This is a genomic window from Janthinobacterium sp. BCJ23 (genome assembly GCF_059617945.1).
The window spans coordinates 183,775-201,791 of record NZ_JCAQAW010000011.1 but is presented as its reverse complement, the minus strand read 5'-3'; the positions used below and the strand labels follow the sequence as shown (position 1 = coordinate 201,791).

Annotated in this window: 15 protein-coding genes; 9 read left to right on the top strand and 6 right to left on the bottom strand. The window is 62.7% G+C overall.

What is annotated here, in order from left to right; translation table 11 throughout:
• Positions 1–3 precede the first annotated feature (3 nt).
• Together gyrB and AC54AG_RS26280 are read left to right on the top strand one after the other, a co-directional pair.
• Positions 4–2,502, top strand: a complete 2,499-nt coding sequence (gyrB, locus tag AC54AG_RS26285; RefSeq protein ID WP_034754344.1) for a DNA topoisomerase (ATP-hydrolyzing) subunit B — start codon at positions 4–6, stop codon at positions 2,500–2,502.
• 270 nt (positions 2,503–2,772) lie between these two features.
• Positions 2,773–3,834: a GGDEF domain-containing protein gene (locus AC54AG_RS26280; protein ID WP_496632257.1), complete on the top strand. Its 1,062-nt coding sequence runs from the start codon at positions 2,773–2,775 to the stop codon at positions 3,832–3,834.
• Here the strand turns inward: AC54AG_RS26280 and AC54AG_RS26275 are convergent.
• Positions 3,813–3,959: a hypothetical protein gene (locus tag AC54AG_RS26275; protein ID WP_161781509.1), complete on the bottom strand. Its 147-nt coding sequence runs from the start codon at positions 3,957–3,959 to the stop codon at positions 3,813–3,815. The genes AC54AG_RS26280 and AC54AG_RS26275 overlap by 22 nt on opposite strands.
• A gap of 285 nt (positions 3,960–4,244) precedes the next feature.
• On the opposite strand from AC54AG_RS26275, the gene AC54AG_RS26270 reads away from it, so the two are divergent.
• Together AC54AG_RS26270 and AC54AG_RS26265 are read left to right on the top strand one after the other, a co-directional pair.
• On the top strand, positions 4,245–5,225 hold the full coding sequence (locus tag AC54AG_RS26270; RefSeq protein ID WP_496632255.1) for a hypothetical protein: 981 nt from the start codon (positions 4,245–4,247) through the stop codon (positions 5,223–5,225).
• 163 nt (positions 5,226–5,388) lie between these two features.
• The gene (locus AC54AG_RS26265; RefSeq protein ID WP_496632253.1) at positions 5,389–6,540 is read left to right on the top strand and encodes an AI-2E family transporter; all 1,152 of its coding nucleotides are present in this window, start codon (positions 5,389–5,391) and stop codon (positions 6,538–6,540) included.
• 1 nt (position 6,541) lies between these two features.
• Here AC54AG_RS26265 and AC54AG_RS26260 read toward each other — a convergent pair whose 3' ends face one another.
• The 3 genes from AC54AG_RS26260 to AC54AG_RS26250 form a co-directional block, all read right to left on the bottom strand.
• On the bottom strand, positions 6,542–8,272 hold the full coding sequence (locus AC54AG_RS26260) for a methyl-accepting chemotaxis protein (RefSeq protein WP_496632251.1): 1,731 nt from the start codon (positions 8,270–8,272) through the stop codon (positions 6,542–6,544).
• A 402-nt stretch (positions 8,273–8,674) separates the two neighbouring features.
• Positions 8,675–9,589 carry a toxin-antitoxin system YwqK family antitoxin gene (locus AC54AG_RS26255; RefSeq protein ID WP_496632249.1) on the bottom strand — a complete coding sequence of 305 codons (915 nt, stop codon included), beginning with the start codon at positions 9,587–9,589 and terminating at the stop codon, positions 8,675–8,677.
• A gap of 41 nt (positions 9,590–9,630) precedes the next feature.
• Entirely contained in the window at positions 9,631–10,545 is a 915-nt protein-coding gene (locus tag AC54AG_RS26250; RefSeq protein WP_046683257.1) for a DMT family transporter, read from the bottom strand.
• Positions 10,546–10,646: 101 nt separating this feature from the next.
• On the opposite strand from AC54AG_RS26250, the gene AC54AG_RS26245 reads away from it, so the two are divergent.
• The 3 genes from AC54AG_RS26245 (at position 10,647) to AC54AG_RS26235 (ending at position 12,730) form a co-directional block, all read left to right on the top strand.
• The gene (locus AC54AG_RS26245) at positions 10,647–11,435 is read left to right on the top strand and encodes an AraC family transcriptional regulator (RefSeq protein WP_496632247.1); all 789 of its coding nucleotides are present in this window, start codon (positions 10,647–10,649) and stop codon (positions 11,433–11,435) included.
• Between the two features lie 118 nt (positions 11,436–11,553).
• Positions 11,554–12,153: a MarC family protein gene (locus AC54AG_RS26240; protein WP_034754361.1), complete on the top strand. Its 600-nt coding sequence runs from the start codon at positions 11,554–11,556 to the stop codon at positions 12,151–12,153.
• Positions 12,154–12,184: 31 nt separating this feature from the next.
• Positions 12,185–12,730, top strand: coding sequence for a DinB family protein (locus AC54AG_RS26235; protein ID WP_496632244.1), 546 nt, complete (start codon positions 12,185–12,187; stop codon positions 12,728–12,730).
• On the opposite strand, the gene AC54AG_RS26230 is transcribed toward AC54AG_RS26235, so the two are convergent.
• Both AC54AG_RS26230 and AC54AG_RS26225 read right to left on the bottom strand, forming a co-directional pair.
• On the bottom strand, positions 12,695–13,885 hold the full coding sequence (locus AC54AG_RS26230; protein ID WP_496632242.1) for an MFS transporter: 1,191 nt from the start codon (positions 13,883–13,885) through the stop codon (positions 12,695–12,697). The two genes, AC54AG_RS26235 and AC54AG_RS26230, sit on opposite strands and share 36 nt — an antisense overlap.
• Complete coding sequence (locus tag AC54AG_RS26225) at positions 13,882–15,063, bottom strand: serine hydrolase domain-containing protein (RefSeq protein WP_496632240.1); 1,182 nt, start codon at positions 15,061–15,063, stop codon at positions 13,882–13,884. The genes AC54AG_RS26230 and AC54AG_RS26225 overlap by 4 nt, the downstream gene beginning before the upstream one ends.
• Before the next feature lie 114 nt (positions 15,064–15,177).
• Between AC54AG_RS26225 and AC54AG_RS26220 the strand changes: the two genes are divergently transcribed.
• Both AC54AG_RS26220 and AC54AG_RS26215 read left to right on the top strand, forming a co-directional pair.
• Positions 15,178–16,068: a LysR family transcriptional regulator gene (locus tag AC54AG_RS26220; protein WP_496632238.1), complete on the top strand. Its 891-nt coding sequence runs from the start codon at positions 15,178–15,180 to the stop codon at positions 16,066–16,068.
• A 207-nt stretch (positions 16,069–16,275) separates the two neighbouring features.
• A complete protein-coding gene (locus AC54AG_RS26215; protein ID WP_331779011.1) occupies positions 16,276–17,982 on the top strand; it encodes a methyl-accepting chemotaxis protein in 1,707 nt (568 codons plus the stop codon).
• The last annotated feature ends 35 nt before the right edge of the window (positions 17,983–18,017 follow it).

Sequence of the window (18,017 nt, the reverse complement as noted above, 5' to 3'; positions counted from 1 at the left end):
TCCATGTCCGAGAATCCACAAGACACCCCGATCCAGGCCAAAACGGAAGAATACGGCGCCGCCTCCATCCAGATCCTGGAAGGCCTGGAAGCCGTACGCAAACGCCCGGGCATGTACATTGGCGACACCTCGGACGGCACCGGCTTGCACCATCTGGTATTCGAAGTGCTGGACAACTCCATCGATGAATCGCTGGCCGGCCACTGCACGGAAATCCACGTCACCATCCACAGCGACAATTCGATCTCGATCACCGACAATGGCCGCGGCGTGCCGACCGGCCTGAAAATGGACGACAAGCACGATCCGAAGCGTTCGGCGGCGGAAATCGTCATGACCGAGCTGCACGCGGGCGGCAAGTTCGACCAGAACTCCTATAAAGTCTCGGGCGGTTTGCACGGCGTGGGCGTGTCCTGCGTGAATGGCCTGTCGAAACTGCTGAAACTGACCATCCGCCGCGATGGCAAAGTGCATCACATGGAATTCGTGCGCGGCGTGCCGCAAGACCGCCAGATCGTCATGGTCGGCGACATCGCCACCTCCCCGATCCGTGTCATCGGCGAAACGGACAAGCGCGGTACCGACGTGCATTTCTGGGCCGACGAAGAGATTTTCACGCACGTGGAATTCCACTACGAAATCCTGGCCAAGCGCATCCGCGAACTGTCCTTCCTGAACAATGGCGTCAACATCAAGTTGTCCGACCAGCGCACAGGCAAGGAAGAAGTGTTCGCCTTCGAAGGCGGCACGCGCGGCTTCGTCGAGTACATCAACAAGGCCAAATCGGTCTTGCACCCGACCATTTTCCAGGCCACGGGCGAGCGCATGTCGGACCAGAACACGAACATCTCGGTCGACGTGTCGATGCAGTGGAACGATGCCTACAATGAACAGGTGCTGTGCTTCACGAACAACATTCCGCAACGCGACGGCGGCACCCACTTGACGGGCCTGCGCGCGGCGATGACGCGCGTGATCAACAAATACATCGATGAACACGAGTTCGCCAAAAAGGCGAAAGTGGAAATCAACGGCGACGACATGCGTGAAGGCCTGACCTGCGTGCTGTCGGTCAAAGTGCCGGAACCGAAATTCTCGTCGCAGACGAAAGACAAGCTGGTATCGAGCGAAGTGCGCGGCCCGGTCGAAGAGATCGTCGCCAAGACTCTGGCAGATTACCTGCAAGAGAAACCAAACGACGCCAAGATCATTTGCGGCAAGATCGTCGAAGCGGCACGCGCGCGCGAAGCGGCACGCAAGGCCCGCGACCTGACCCGCCGCAAAGGCATCATGGACGGCCTGGGCCTGTCGGCCAAGCTGGCCGACTGCCAGGAAAAAGACCCCGCCCTGTGCGAACTGTACATCGTCGAGGGTGACTCGGCAGGTGGCTCGGCAAAACAGGGGCGCGACCGCAAGTTCCAGGCGATTCTGCCGCTGCGCGGTAAAGTGCTGAACGTGGAAAAAGCCCGTTTCGAGAAAATGCTGTCATCGGAACAGATCACCACGCTGATCGCCACGCTCGGCACCTCGATCGGACCGGACGAATTCAACGTCGAGAAACTGCGCTACCACCGCATCATCATCATGACCGATGCGGACGTCGATGGCGCTCACATCCGTACCCTGCTGCTGACCCTGTTCTACCGCCAGATGCCGCAACTGGTCGAGCGCGGCCACATCTACATCGCGCAACCGCCGCTTTACAAAGTGAAAGCCGGCCGCGACGAGCGCTATCTGAAAGATGACGCCGAGGAAGCGAGCTACATGATGACCGTGGCGCTGAACACGGCCGTGCTGGTGCCGCGTGAAGGCGCAGAAGGCATTTCCGGCGAGACGCTGACGGAACTGGTGCGCAAGTTCAACCTGTCAAACACCATCATGACCCGTCTGACGCGCGTCATCGACCGCGCCGCCCTGACAGCCATCATGACGGGCGTGCAGCTGGACCTGTCGACCCTGGACCTGGCGGAAACCTCCGCCCTGGCCCTGCAGACGGCCATCAACGACAGCGCCGTGCGCGTGCACGTGCGTTCCGACGACTTGTCGGAAAAGCACAAGCTGCACATCGAGCGCATGTACCACGGCAACGTCAAAGTCACCGCCATCGACGCCGACTTCGTGCAAGGTCCGGACTACGCCGTGCTGAGCAGCGGCGCCGCCACCTTCGAAGGCCTGATCGGCGAAGGCGCGTTTGTCCGCCGCGGCGAAGGCGAGCGCATGAAGGAAATCGCCGTGGTCGACTTCCACCAGGCCATGCAATGGCTGCGCGACGAAGCCGAACGCACGGTTTCGAAACAGCGCTACAAAGGTCTGGGCGAAATGAACCCGGATCAACTGTGGGAAACAACGATGGACCCAACCGTCCGCCGCCTGTTGAAAGTGCAGATCGAAGACGCGATTGCCGCGGATCAGATCTTCACCACGCTGATGGGAGACGACGTGGAACCGCGCCGCGCGTTCATCGAAAACAATGCGCTGCGCGCGGGCAATATTGACGTTTAAGACATAACAGCAACGAGATGTTGCCATGGCGGCCCTCTTGTAGGGCCGCTTCCTTTTTCAACGTCCAGACCGTGCCCTTCGGGGATGCAGCGATCACGCTCACAGTACCTGTATCCATACCGCCGCATTTCCACGCTCTCCGTGCCCACTCCCCCCAAGAAACCAGTACACTAGTTCCTGAGCGCAACTAATTTTGTACGCGCGCCATGCCGCCTGCCGTTGCGGGAGGCGTCCCTGCCGCAAGGCCTGTTGTCTGCCTGGACGAATGGAATGTTCACTTCGCGCAGCCTGTCTCCTGCCTTCTATTACCTGTTCTTTTCAGGAGAACGGGAGCAGCAGCAGCGCTTTTTCAAGGAACTGCATTTCATTTCGATAGCCATCCTGACGTTTGGCCTGGCTTGCTGGCTGGTCACGTTCAGCCTGACCTTGCCGCGCGCTTCGTTCGATCATGCGCAGGCGGCGCTGGGTGTGACGGGCATGCTGGGCGGGCTGCTGCTGACCGTGTATGCGAAGTCCTTGCAGGCCATCATCGCCAGCGGCACCATCAGCGTGCTGTTCATCGCGTTCAGTTTTCGCGTGCTGATGCTGGGCACGGAAGACCCCGCTTTCTGGGTGTTGCCGCTGGGCGTGATGATCACCCTGACGACGGCGCCCATTTTCAGCGGCATTGCGTATTACCTGGGCGTATCGCTATGCGTGTGGGCCATTCTGGGGCTGGGGCAATTTCCCGTGCATGCTGGCCAGGCCGACCAGCACTGGCCCGTGCTGGCCGTCACCATCAGCGTGATCATCGGTTTGGCGCTGAATATCTATTTTCTCGTCTTGCGCATCCATAACTACCGTGCCCAGCGCGAACTGGCGACGATGGCTTACAAGGATGGCTTGACCGGGCTCAACAATCGCCGCATGTTTACGCAAGGCGCCCGCGCCTTGCAGCGCACGGCGCGCACGCCCGCGTATTTCCTGATGATCGACATCGACGACTTCAAGCAGATCAACGACGTGTACGGCCATGACGTGGGCGACGAGGTGCTGAAAAAGATCGCCGACGTGATCGCCAAACTGTCTGGCGAGCACCTGTGCGGACGTCTTGGTGGCGAGGAGTTTGCCGTCATTTACCTGGGCGAAAAGAACGCGGCCTGCGCCTTTGCCGCGCAGCTGGTCGACAGCGTCGAGGCGGCCTTCGTGCCGGAACGCAAGGTGTCCGTCAGCATCGGCGTCGCGGAGCTGCTCAAGGAAGCGGACTTGTCGCACAGCTACCGGCGCGCCGATGAATCCTTGTACCAGGCCAAGAAAAGCGGCAAGAACCGCTACGTGCTCAACGCCGCCTGAGTATTGCCGCTGGGGCTGGCGCCGAGCAGCGCCAGCAGGGCCTGCGGGGAAATCTTCCAGGGATCGCGCTGCTCGGGGTCCACCTCATACCAGCTGTCCCGGGCGCCGATCTTGAGGATCGTCAAAGGGGTATCCTTGCTCTCAAAAAAAGCCAGCATGGCGGATCAAACGGCTCACCTTGGCATGATCATCGCTATACAAGGACAGGTATAGAAACAGCCCTTTTCTCCCATCCGCAATTTCTTGGCCGCGCCGACACTCGAGTGAAGCACGTACTTGAGCAAGAACTCGTCACGACCTCATTTATTCCTGAAATGCTAAGATCGCGGCCCGCGCATGCCGGCAACCGGTCCGGCATGGCGTCTCGACAAGGACGGCCATTGAACACCCCAGGAAAAATCACTCTACGCATGCTGACGCTGTGCGCCGCGCTGTGCCTGCCGATTTCCAGCATGGCAGAAACTATTTCTACCGAAGATGCCGCCTTCGTGGCCGCCACCGTGCCCGTGCCATCGCCGCCGCTGCGCCTGAGTGCGCATCCGGAGATCCGCGCCGACATCTTCAAGCTGCTCGGCTATGCGCGCGGCAGCTATACGCAAGGCAACACCCTGATCGCGCGCCAGGTGCTCGACAGCATGTATTCACTCGACGACATCACGCGCACCATGCTGCCCGATGGGCGCTCGGTGCTGGCCTCCATCGATGCCGGCACACACGGTGCACGGCGCGCCGCCATGCTGTTCGATCCGAAACGCAAACTATTGGCGCTGGGCCTGGTCAACGGCCATTGCCAGGCCGCCATCGGCGGCGCGGCCCCCGCCTGCCTGCCATCCACGCACGCCGTGCTGACGGTGTTCCTGCCACCGGGCGCGGAGGATGAGATGGCCGCACCGCTGCTGGTCTGGGCACGGCAGTTGCCGACCACGCTGGCACAGGCTGCACCGGCACAGCGGCAAAGCATTGCTGCCGTGGAATACATCACGACCCGCCCCGGCCAGCCCGGCTGGGAACAGCGCGACGTGCCGCCCGGCTTTCCCGCAAGCTTGCTGCACCTGCTGCTGCCGAATGCGGAGTTGAACAGCAGTTCCAGCGGCGGCAAGATCGTCACACCGGCGGGATTGGCCGGTTTGCCCATGCGCACGCCGACGGAAGCGGCCGAGGCCGGCGACGAGCCCATGCCCGATGCCGACATCACCTTGCGCAGCTATGCCGATTTCCACTGGGTACTCAACACCTACGCCAAGCTGGCCAAGGGCGCCCAAGTGAAGGGCCATGACGACAAGGTGGTGTTTACGGGCAACGATGCCAGCGGCCGCTACACGGTGACCTTGCGCGAACCAAACAAGGACGATGGCGTGCTCATCACCGTGGCCAGCTGGCGGGAAAAATAAGGTAGGCGCATAGGGAAAGCATTGCCATTACGCACAAGAACATGGCATTTTGGCATTTTGCGGTATGATTTCCGGCCGTGCGGCGCGGCCCTGTCCCTGCCTTGCCCACCCTGCCTTTCAAGCCAGTCACGCTTGCGTCGCATCCTGCCCCTAAGGAATTCATATGTTCGGTTTTAACTTGCGCGTTGCCAAGATGGTGTGGACGGCTTTCCTCATCGCCTTCCTGCTGTTTCTCACCTACAAGGTTTCGTCGACCCTGATCGTTGTGGTCTTTGCCATTTTCTTCAGCTACCTCGTGTATCCGCTGATCGGCCTGCTCGAACGCCATGGCCCGAAACGCTTGCCGCGCACGGCCGCCATCGGCATCGTCTTCCTCGTGGTGATCTTGCTGGTGGCGGTGCTGGGCTCCATCTTCGGCGCGCGCATCGAGGAAGAAGCGATCAAGCTCAGTAATCAGTTGCCGACCCTGCTCAAGGGCAACAACTTTGCCGAGCGCATCCCGTTGCCGGAATTCATGGAGCCGTTGCGCGCGCGCCTGCTGTCGTTCATGCAGACGCAGCTGAGCAGCGGTACGGGACAAGCGATGCCGCTGGCGAAAGAACTGGGTTTGACCGTCATGCATGCGGCCAGCAACCTGATCTATCTGGTGCTGGTGCCCGTGCTGAGCTTTTTGCTGATCAAGGAAGGGCCGGACATGCGCGACGGCTTGCTGTCCCTGCTGAACCGCCCGAACAAGAAACTCTGGGGCGCCATCATCGATGACCTCGACATCTTGCTGTCGCGCTATGTGCGCGCCCTGCTGCTATTGTCGATCGCCACGTTTGTGTCCTACAGCATCGCCTTTTCGCTGATGGGCGTGCCGTACAGCCTGCTGTTGGCCGGCGCTGCCGCCTTGCTGGAATTCATCCCGTTTGCCGGTCCGTTGGCGGCGGCCGTCATCGCCGTGGTCGTGGCCGGTTTCAGCGGCTTCGAGCACGTGTTCTGGCTGATCGGCTTTATCGCCGCCTACCGTTTGTTCCAGGATTACGTGGTCAACCCGTATTTGATGAGCGAAGGCGTGGAAGTGAGCCCGCTGATGGTGATCGTTGGCCTGCTGGCCGGCGACCAGCTCGGTGGCGTGGTCGGCATCTTCCTGTCCGTGCCCGTGATGGCGGCCATCAAGATCGTCTTCGTGCGCGCGCGAGCAGCCTTGCAGGCGCGCCACGATGCACTGGAGAAAGCGGAACAGGCCGCGGAAGAAGCGCGCGCCCAAGCCCTGGCCGAGGCGGCGCGCTTACAGGAACAGGGCAGCAAGGCCACCCTGTCGGCGCAGTAATTTAGAACTCTTCCCACTCTCCGCTATTGTCCGCTGCAGGCTTGGCCGGACGCGGTTTTGCGGCAGCGACAGGTGCTGCCGCGGCGCGGCTTGGCGCCAGGCGCAGCGCCGGGCGTTTCAAGGCCGTGCTGGCGGCTGCCACGACAGGCTTGCGCAAGGCAGACTTGGCGGCAGGACCGCTATGGTTGGCATCGAGTTTGAAGATGCTGACCATTTCGGCCAGCGCCGCCGCCTGCTCCTGCATGGCTTCCGAGGCAGCTGCCGCTTCTTCCACCAGCGCCGCATTCTGTTGCGTCACGGTATCCATTTCTGCCACGGCCTGGTTGATCTGGCCGATGCCCAGTTCCTGTTCGCGGCCGGCGGCGCTGATTTCGCCCATGATGTCCGTCACGCGGCGGATGCTGGCCACGATCTCGTCCATCGTCGTGCCCGTCTGGCTGACCAGTTCGCTGCCGGCACCCACGTTCTGTACCGACGCTTCGATCAGCATCTTGATGTCCTTGGCGGCGCTGGCCGAGCGGTGCGCCAGATTGCGCACTTCGGTGGCGACGACGGCAAAGCCGCGACCTTGCTCGCCGGCACGCGCCGCTTCCACGGCTGCATTCAAGGCCAGGATGTTCGTCTGGAAGGCGATGCCGTCGATCACGCCGATGATGTCGGCGATCTTTTTCGACGATTCGCTGATGGTACCCATGGTATCGACCACTTGCGCCACCAATGCGCCGCCTTTTACCGCCACATCCGATGCCGACACGGCCAGCTGGTTCGCCTGGCGTGCATTGTCGGAATTCTGCTTGACGGTCGAGGTCAGCTCTTCCAGCGACGAGGCCGTTTCTTCCAGGCTCGACGCTTGCTGCTCCGTGCGGCTGGACAGGTCCAGGTTGCCCGAAGCGATTTCATTGCTGGCCGTGGCGATGGCGCCGCTGCCGTCGCGCACGCCGCGCACGGTGGTCGACAGGCGTTCCTGCATCTTCTGCAAGCCCGTCAGCAAGGCGCCCATCTCGTCGTTGCGCGTGATGACGATATCGTTGGCCAGATTGCCGTCGGAAATGGCGCCGAAATGGCGCAGGGCCTGGTCCAGCGGGCCGAAGATGGCGCGCAGCAGCAAGATGCTGGAAATAATCGTCAGCAAGGCGCCCACCAGCACGCCGCCGATGGCCATGGCCAACTGGGTGCGATAGCTGGACTGGCTTTCCGCATACATCCGGGCAGCCGAAGTGGCCTGATACTGCGTCAATGTTTCAGCGGCCTGGTCCAGGGTGCGGTACAGCGGCGTCAGTCCCGTCATCATCAAACCGTCCGCTTGTGTGACATTGCCTTCACGCAAAGCCTTGCTCATGACCAGCAAGCCGTTGCTCATGTAATCGCTGCGCTTCTTGTCCATGTCGTCGGACAGGCGCTTTTCATCCGCGCTTTGCGGCAAGGCCAAATACACCTTCCAGGACTTGTTCGACGCCTCCATGAATTGTTCGGCACGGGCCAGGATATCCTTGGCGTCGGCTGCATCGGGATGCACCATCACGCGGTCCATTGTGAACCGGGCGCGGCCCAGCAGAATCTGCGATTCGCCGATCGCTTGCGTCGATGCCAGCTGATTGCTGTAGACCTCGTTGAGGCTGTTGTTGGCCGATTTCAGGCTGATGATACTCATGACGCCGAGCACGGCGATCAGCAAGCCCAGCACACTCATGGTGGCAATCAGGCGCATCTTTATTGTTATGTTCGACAGCATGCAATTTTCCTTGGTAGGGGCGCAACCATGCCTGCGCCCGCCAAACGGGATAGCAGCAAACGCCTGATGGGCGGGTCACGTGAATTGTTCAGGACAGATCGATACGGCGTGTGCGGCGGCAGGGGGGAAGGCGGCCCGCGCATATCGTCAGGAGTGCAAGACAGGGCAACGAGGTCGAGGTTTCCTGTACTTTTATTTCCTGACTGCAAGATACAGGGAAAGATTACTAGTAGCAACATCCAGCATGGATTTTCACGCTTTGTAACAAGTAGATGATGTTTTTTGCGCAGAACTGGCATTCCGCAATCGTGCGCGGTCGCGTGGGAATGCCAGTTATGTTAATAGACGGTTTCTGCAATCGAGCATGATCAGCATTTGCCAGCCACCGTCCGGCGTCGCCTTTTACGGCCCCTGTTTCACGTCATCGACATACAGGCCGCCACCGCCAGGTTCCACCCACTGGCCCTGCTTCTTGCCGTTGACATAGTTGCCCTGCCATTGCACCACGCCGTCGATGCGGCGTTCGCTGGGGCCGTTCAAGCGGTCTTTCACAAACGTGTCGTAGCCGGTGAAACTGTGCATGTCCACTTCGCGCCATTCGTCTACGCCCGGGCTCACTTCCCAGCGGCCTGTGCGCTGGCCACGCTGCATCATGCCCGTCGTCGTTTCATCGCCGCTTTCATACGTCCACGGCCCTTCGACCTTGTCATCGACAAAGGCGCCAAACGAGCGGATGGTGTTCGGCTCCTCGTAGTGCCACTGCCCCGTGCGCTTGCCCTGTGCATACTGGCCACGGGCATACACGCTGCCCACGCAGCAATTCACGTTGTACTCGATGAATAGCCCGTCCTGGCTGGCGGCAAAGCGCTGCGGCTGCGTTTCCCATGTGATCCACTTGATGTGATAGCTGGGTGCGCGGTTCCCTTTCCGGCCCTTGCCAAGCAGATACGTGACCGTGAGGAAATGGCCATCCTTTTCCACGAAGGTTTTTTTATAGGCAAACGCCGGCGCATCGGCCGGCTTGCCGGGCAATAAATCGCCATCGATATTGAAATAGCCGACCAGCTTGCCATGGCCATGCTCGATGGCGTCGAACTCGGCCACACCCGTGGGTGCGTAGGCTATGCTGTCGTCGATCTGCGGCACATGGGCCAGCGCCGTGCGCACCTGCGCCTCGTCCATGGTTTTCGCGCCGCGCTCGACGGTGCTGGCGGTGGCCATCGGTTTACCCTCGTAGAACCGCGCCGCCTGCGCTGACGCCAAGTTACTCAGCGCCAGTAGCGCCACCATCGTGCTCATCCAAAATGTTTGCCGCATGCCCACTCCACTGCCTGAAAACCGCCATTATGCATGGCCGTTCAGGCAAGACCGGACACGCGAGGACGCCGGCCGAACAGGGGCCGCTGCACCGTCTGCGCCAGCAGCACGCCCAGCAGCGAGATGCCGCCGCCGACCAAGTGGTACACATGCATGCTTTCGTGCAGCCAGACGATGGCCAGCAGGGCCGTCAGCAGGGGCAGAAGGTTGACGTAGATGCTGCAGCGGTTCGGCCCCAGCAGTTTGACGCCTTCGATCCACAGGTAGGACAGCACGATGGACGAGCCGATGCCCGCATAGCCGATCAGTGGCAAGGTGGTGGCGTCCAGCCTGGCGCTGCCGGGCGGCAAAAGCAGGAAGAACGGCAGCATGCACGCCAGGGCCGCCAGCGCCTGGCAATAAATGGCTTGCCAGGCGGGAACGGACAGACGCCAGCGGCGCAGCAGCACGCCGTACAGGGCGAAGCTCAGGGACGCCAGCAGCATCAGCGCATCGCCCGCATGCACGCCTTGATGCAGCAAGGCCAGCACGTCGCCGCGCCCCACCAGATACAGCAAGCCGCCAAACGACAGCACGCCGCCGGCCGCCATGCCGACCGTCAGGCGTTCGCCCAGCAGCAGCACGCTGAGCAGGGCCGTCATCAGGGGCGCCAGCGCCGTAACGATGGCCATATTCGTCGCCGTGGTGCTTTCCGCAGCGCGGTAGGACAGACTCTGGAACAGGGCCATCGACATCAGGCCGCACAGGGCCAGCTGCCACCAGTGGCGGCGGATGGCGGCGCGGTTGCGCCACAGGGGCCGGGCGATAAACGGTGTCATCACGAGCAAGACCAGCACCAGGCGGTAAAAGGTGATGGCCGTGGGGGCGATGCTGGACGCAGCCAGCTTGGACACGACGACGTTGCCGGCCCACAGCAACATGGCCAGAAACGGATACAGATAGGCGCGCACAGGCATGCGAAACTCCGGGAATAGTTACGGGAAACCATCATGCCGCAGGCGCGCCGCGCCTTCTCGCGCTAAGATGTCCGAACCTATCGCAAAACTGACCTTATTTGATGGATTGTTCCTCTCCCGCCTTTCAGGAATTGCTGCCCGTCACGGCGCGCGCCATGGCGCTGGCCGTCGACTATGCGCACGGCCACGTGATTTCCGCGCACCGCCACACGCATGCGCAACTGCTGTACGCCATCGAGGGCGTGATGACCATCGAGGCGCAGGGCGGGCGCTGGGTGGTGCCGCCCACGCGCGGCGTGTGGCTGCAGCCCGGCATCGCGCACAAGGTGCGCATGAGCGGCGCCGTCAAGATGCGCACGGTGTTCGTCAACTGCGCCAATTCGCCATTGCTGCCGGGCCACAGCTGCGTGCTTGAGATCGGTCCCCTGCTGCGGCAATTGATCGTGGCGGCCGTCGACATCACGCCCAATTTCACGGAGGGCAGCCGCGACTGGCATCTGCTGCAATTGCTGTTGCACGAGCTCAACAGCTTGCCCGTGCTGCCCCTGTATTTGCCATTACCCGTCGATGCACGCCTGCGCGGCATTTGCGCGCGGCTGATGGAACAGCCGGGCGAACAGCAGACGGTGGCGCACTGGGCACAGGAACTGGCGATCACCGAGCGCAGCCTGCACCGTCTGTTCCAGAAACAGACGGGCATGCGCTTTGGCCAGTGGCGCCAGCAGGCGCGATTGCTGCGGGCGCTCGAGCAATTGGCGCAAGGCGTCAAGGTCATCGACGTGGCCATGGACAACGGCTACACGAGTCAAAGCGCGTTCACGGCCATGTTTAAAAAACATTTCGGCACCACGCCCACCGCGTTTTACCAGGCTAAAGTCGTTGCGGCGTAAAAAAAATGCTGCTATGCATCAATAATCATGGGCGATTGGGAGCAGGCTTGTTATCATCGCAAGCCTTATCGCACCGCGCCCATCCTGGCAACGGTGTTGACCTCATCTCCACACCACCATGACACAGAATTTCTTCCAGACATTTATCCTGCTCTTGCTCGTCACCGACCCGTTCGGCAACGTTTCCCTGTTCGTCAATGCCCTGAAACGGGTGCCCATCGAGCGGCGCTGGAAAGTGGTGGTACGCGAGTGCATGATCGCCTTTGGCATCTTGCTGCTGTTTATGTTCTTCGGCCGCCATTTCCTGAACGCCTTGCAATTGTCGGAAGTGGCGCTGCGCATAGGCGGCGGCGTGATCCTGTTTCTGATCGCCATGCGCATGGTGTTTCCGCAGCCAAACGCGGGCAATAGCGACCACGAGATGGGCGGCGAACCGTTCATCGTGCCGCTGGCCATCCCCGCGCTGGCCGGCCCGTCGGCCCTGGCCACCGTGCTGCTGTTTTCCTCGCATGAAATGAACGAAGTCATCGCCCACGTGGCGGGGCTGACGGCCGTGGCCGTCGTCTGGCTGGCCGTCTTCCTGTGCGCCGAACGCTTGCAGCGGGCGCTCGGTCCAAGGGTCATGACGGCGTTTGAACGCCTGATGGGCTTGATCCTGACGGCGATGGCCATTGAGATGCTGCTCGCCGGCATACGCGCATTCCTGAAATCCGTTTAACATCAGCATTCATCCACTGAAGGAGTCCAGCATGAGCCGTTGCGCCCACATTTGCCTGATGGCCGATTACAACCAGTGGATGAATGCCAAGGTCTATGCTGCGGCGGCAGGCCTGCCGCCCGGCGAGCTGGAGCGCGAGCGGGGTGCCTTTTTTGGTTCCCTGCTGGCCACCCTGAATCACGTGATGGTGGGCGACACTCTGTGGCTGCAGCGCTATGCGAAGCACCCGGCCGGCTTCCCCTTGCTCGACCCCATCCGCGCCATCACGCCGCCCGCGTCGCTCACGCACCCGCTGTTCGCGGCCGAGGATTTTGCCGCCATGCACGCGCACCGGCAATGGCTGGACCAGCTCATCATCGACTGGGCCGCCTCCATCACGGAAGCGGACCTCGATCACCTGCTCGACTACCGCAACAGCAAGGGGCCGAACCGGCGCGAGTTTTTCAGCCTGCTCATGCATTTCTTTAATCACCAGACGCATCACCGGGGCCAGGCCAGCACCCTGCTGTCGCAAGCGGGCGTGGACATTGGCGACACGGATTTACTGTTTCGCATCCCCAACCATCTTGCCGACTGACGGCGCACGGTACAGCCACGCTTTCCCGGCAATCGCCGCCAGCGCCAGCATACCCAGCAGCGCGCCGCACGCCAGCGCCCCCGGCATGCCGTAGGACTCGATGGCGATGCCGCCCGCCATTGCGCCCACCGTCACGCCCAGGTTGATGGCGGCGATGTACACGCCGATGGCAAACGCCGGCGCCTCGCGCGCTTCGCTGCTGAGCCACACTTGCGTGACGATCAGCCCGCTCGTATGCGCCGCGCCCCAGAACAGCAGCAAGACGGACAGCGCCAGCCAGCGGATACCCGTGCCCGCATACTGGTACAGCAGCCAGTATGCCAGCCCCAGCAGCACGGGCTGCAGCAGCACCGTGCGCAACACGTGCATGCCCAGCTGGCGCCCCGCGAACAGATTGCCCGCCACGCCACCGATACCAAACACCACCAGCGCCAGCCCCGTCTGGCGCGCCGACAAGCCCGCTTCCTGCTGCAGATACGCGGCCGCATAGGCATACACGGCAAACATGGCGGCAAACACGAGCACGGCGGCGGCAATGGCGAACCACAGGGCCGGTTTGCGCAGCACGGCCAGCTGGCGGCCATACGCCATCGGCGCCTCGCGCGGCGTGTCCGGCAAGAACAGATATAGTCCCAGCGCCGCCAGCGCGTTGACGAGGGCGCAGGCAAGGAACGATGCCTCGTAGCCATATTGGGCGGCGATCCACGTGGTGAGCGGGATGCCCAGCACCATGCCCATGCTGGTACCCGTGAACGCATGCGCGCCGGCCCGCGCCGCCTGTTGCGGCGGGTACAGGGCGGCGGCCGCCACCATCGCCAGCGAGAAATACACAGGGTGGAACAGGGCCGGCACGATACGCAGCGCCAGCAGCAGCTCGAAGCGGGGCGCATACGCCGACACCACGCTGGCCAGCGCGAAGACGAGCAGGGAAACGATCAACACACGCTTGCGGCGCCAGCGCGTGGCCAGCAGCACGAGGAAGGGGCCGCCCACGGCGATCACGAGGGCGAACAGGCTCACCAAGGAACCCGCCTGCGCGGCCGTCACGCCGTAGCGCTGCATGATCATCGGCAAGATGCCGACCACGCCAAACTCGATGCAGTACACGCCGAACAGGCCCAGCGCGAGGAAGACGATCGGGTGCGGGCGGGTCATGGCGTTTCCTTGGCGCCATACACTGCCTGGCACAGTTCCGCCACGAACGGTCCCGCCATGCCTTCCAATGCGGTATTCGTAAACGCCACCACGGACAATTCCTGCGCCGGATCGACAAACCACGAATGGCCATATGTGCCGCCCATGCGCCACGTACCCACCGACTCCGGCGTGGCGGCGGCAAGCGGGTCCGTCAACATGGTAAAACCGAGGCCAAAGCCCCGCCCCGGCCAGAACGGCAAATCGAAGGCACCGGTCTGACTCGTGCCCATCTGCTGCGCCAGATCGGCTGGCAGCAGCGGCGCGCCCCCCAGGCGCAGGGTTTCCAGCAAACGCATGAAATCGGGCGCCGAGCCGACCATGCCCGCGCCGCCCGATGGATACGCCTGAGCGTCGCGGGCGCGCGCCGGTGACAGGGTAAAACCTGCCATGCCATCGAGAAACGGCAGATGGTCTTCACCCTCGTCGCGCAAGCGGCGCGGCCGGGATTCTCCCGCTGCGCGGTCCACATACGCGACGACCAGACGCGCCGGGTCGGCAGCCACAAAACCCGTGTCGCGCATGGCCAGCGGCACCGTCACCAGATATTCCACGGCGTGCGCCAGCGGCATGCCGGCCGCCTGTTCGATGACGGCGCCCAGCACATCGGTGGCAATCGAGTATGCCCACCGCTCGCCCGGCGCATACGCGAGTGGCACCGTGGCCAGGCGGCGCAGGTTGCCCTCCAGGGAAATACGGGAGGCATCCATGCCGTCGGACACCCCGGCTTGCGCATACACGCCTCCCGGCGGCTGGAAAAAGCCATAGTCGAGCCCGGCCGTGTGCGTAAGCAAGTGGCGCACGGTGATGGCCGCCACCATACCGTCCGGCTGGCGCGGCGCAAAATACGGCAGCCAGCGCGTCACCAGGTCGTCCAGGCCCAGCCGGCCCTGCCCCACCAGCGCCAGCGCGGCCGTCGACACGATAGGCTTGCTGACGGACGCCAGGCGGAAGACGGCATCTTCAACCATGGGCGTACCCGCCTCGCGGTCCAGGTGGCCGGCCGCGCGGCGGTAAATGTCCTGGCCACGCTGGCGCACCAGCACGACGGCGCCCACCAGGCGCTGCTGCTGCAAGACTGCGTCCAGCAAGGGATCGATACGGGCGGACAAGGCCGCGGGAGAGAAGTTGTACATCATGGCGTAGCCTTTCAAATGATCAGGCTGCCAAGGTAAGGCAGGTGCGATCAAAGAAAAACAGGCTATAGTTTCTGTGTGTGCGGACGTTGGCATCCGCAATCAATGAGGATCGACATGGATAACCTGGCGGGATTCACGGCCTTCGTGCAGGCGGCCGAAATGCGCAGTTTTGTCGCGGCGGGCCGCGTGCTCGGCATTTCCGCCTCGGCCGTGGGCAAGAGCATCGCGCGGCTGGAAGAGCGCCTCGGTGTGCGCCTGTTTCACCGCAGCACGCGCAGCATCGCGCTCACGAGCGAAGGCACCGTGTTCCTGGAACGCTGCCGGCGCATCCTGGGCGAGATCGAAGCGGCCGAGCTGGAGTTATCGAACAGCAAGAGCGCGCCGCAAGGCCGGCTGCGCGTCAGCTTGCCGCAGGTGGGCAGCCTGCTCAATCCCGTGCTGGCTGCGTTCGCGCGCGCCTATCCGCTGGTGGAACTCGACCTCGACTTCAGCGACCGCCGGGTCGACGTGATCGAGGAAGGCTATGACGCCGTCGTGCGCGCGGGAGAGAGCGCCGACAGCCGTTTGATGAGCCGCCAGCTGGGCCAGTTCCAGCTGCAACTGGTGGCCGCGCCCGCCTACCTGGCGCAGCACGCCATGCCGCTGCTCCCCGCCGACCTCGCGCAGCACACTTGTTTGCTGTACAAATTTCCCAGCAGCGGCAAGGTCGAGGCCTGGCCCCTGCCCGAGTGGCCTGCCCTGCATGCGGCCGGCTTGCCGTCTCTGCTCCACTGCAACAATGTCGACACCTTGCTGCACTTTGCCGAAAGCGGCCTGGGCATCGCCGCCCTGCCCGACTTTGCCGTGCGCGCGGCGCTGGCCGCGGGCCGCTTGCAGCCGGTGCTGGACGCGCACCGCCAGCACGACGGCGCCTTCCGCATCCTGTGGCCCAGCAGCCGCCATCTGACGCCGAAACTGCGCGCCTTCATCGATTTCCTCGCCACCCACGTGTTTCCGGAAAGCTGAACCCGCATCAGCACCGCGCTCGTTGTTTCCACACGACAACTTAATCAAGTTGCTACCAGTTTTTCAGCTTTTCACGGACTTGATACAAGTTTTTGTATTGCAGTGCGGAATTTTGAGGAACAATTACAGGCTAGCCGCCGCTACGTATAAACCCGTAGCCCCGGCCTGTCCGATGTTTTCCCTCACTTCCGCAATACGAAAGCAATCATGTCACTCACACAATTCAAAATCGGCACCCGGCTCGGGATCGGGTTTGCTGTCGTCCTCGGCCTGCTGGTGGCTGTCTTGCTCGTCGGCTTGTATTCCATGGGACAACTGAGCGCGCGCACGCACGACATCGTGGCCGACAAGAACGTCAAAATGGCGGCCGCCAATACCATGAGCGACAACGTGCGCAACATTACCCTGGCGATCACGAGCATTGTCGTGGCGCCGACGGAAGCGCTGGTGCAGGCGGAACTGGCAAAGATCGGCGAGTCGCGCAAGAAATACGGCGCCGCCAAGGAAACCTTGCAAAAGAAAATCTCGACGGACAAGGAAACGGCGCTGATGGCCGAGCTGGACGCGGCCCTGAAATCGGGCGCGCCGCTGAACAACAAGGTCATCGAACTGCGCAATGCGGGCCAGACAGACGAAGCGATCGCCTTCCTGACGCAGCAGGCGGCACCGAGCTTGAAGCGCGTGCTGGGCGCGCTCGACAGCCTGGTCGCGTATGAAGGCGAGCAGGCGGCGCAGGCGGCAACGGAAGCCGAAACGCTGAGCAACAGCGCGCGCGCCTCCATGATTACCTTGGGCAGCGTGGCCGTGCTGCTGGGCGCTTTTGTTGCGTGGATCATCACGCGCTCGATTACCCAGCCCATCAATGCGGCCGTCAGCGTGGCCGAAACCGTGGCCTCGGGCGACTTGTCGTCGCACATCGTCGTCAATTCCAGCGATGAAACGGGTCGCCTGCTGGGCGCCCTGAAAGCCATGAATACCAGCCTGCTGGGCGTGGTGGCGCAAGTGCGCAACGGCACGGATGCGATCTCCACGGCATCGAGCGAAATTGCCGCCGGTAACCTCGACCTGTCGTCTCGCACGGAAGAGCAAGCCAGCTCGCTGGAAGAAACGGCGTCGGCCATGGAAGAGCTGACCTCGACCGTGAAGCAGAACGCGGACAATGCGCGCCAGGCGAACCAGCTGGCGAAAAGCGCATCGGAAGTGGCCGTGCGCGGCGGCAGCATCGTTTCTCAAGTGGTCGACACCATGGGCACCATCAACGCCTCGTCGCGCAAGATCGTCGACATCATCGGCGTCATCGACGGCATAGCCTTCCAGACCAACATCCTGGCCTTGAACGCGGCCGTCGAAGCGGCGCGCGCGGGCGAACAGGGACGCGGTTTTGCCGTCGTGGCCTCGGAAGTGCGCAACCTGGCGCAGCGCTCGGCTGGCGCGGCGAAGGAAATCAAGGAGTTGATCGCCGCCTCCGTCGCCAACGTGGACACGGGTTCGCGCCTCGTCAATGAAGCGGGCCAGACCATGGGCGACATTGTCGACAGCATCGTGCGCGTGACCGACATCATGGGCGAGATCACGTCCGCCACGCACGAGCAGACCATCGGCATCGAACAGATCAACATGGCCATTGCCCAGATGGATGAAGTGACGCAGCAAAACGCGGCCCTGGTGGAAGAAGCGGCAGCCGCCTCGCAAAGCATGCAGGACCAGGCGGGCGAACTGGCGCATGTGGTCGGATTCTTTAAAACCGGCAACCATGTCGCCAGCGCAGCCAAGCTGGCGCCTGTACGCACGGCACCAGCAGCGCCCGCCATCGCACGCCCCGCGGCCAAGCCAGCGCCAGCGCGCAAGGCCGTCGCGGCCGCGCCGGCACGCCGCAGCAATGCGGCCGCCGAGAGCGAATGGGAAGAGTTTTAATGCACGAGTTTTAACCCTCAGCAACATCGCAACGG